Source organism: Xylophilus sp. ASV27, from assembly GCF_016428875.1.
Taxonomy (GTDB): Bacteria; Pseudomonadota; Gammaproteobacteria; order Burkholderiales; family Burkholderiaceae_C; genus Xylophilus.
On the sequence record NZ_JAELTO010000445.1, the window covers coordinates 1 to 251 of the forward strand.

Genomic DNA, 251 nt, shown 5'->3' on the forward strand with positions numbered 1-251 from the left:
CACGTGGCGACGTCGATCACGACACTGCGTCATCGACTGAGCTACCAACTGATCGCTCGTCTCGGGCAGTGCCCATGCTGCGGAAGGGCAAGCGCAAAGCATCTTTTATGACACAGTAAGATTAAGGTGGACGCGGCACCGGGGGTAGTCATAACCCTTGTCCGCATGCAGCTTGCCGGGCCGGCGGCGTGGCCTGCCGGGCTTGCCGCCCACGGCAGGCAGGGCATCGACCAAGTCCTCGAAGACTACCG

General features: G+C 62.5%; 1 pseudogene. It reads right to left on the reverse strand.

Annotated features, from left to right (window positions below):
* Positions 1 to 132: 132 nt before the first annotated feature.
* A pseudogene (locus JHD63_RS23725) lies at positions 133 to 251 on the reverse strand (IS5/IS1182 family transposase); the annotation flags it as partial.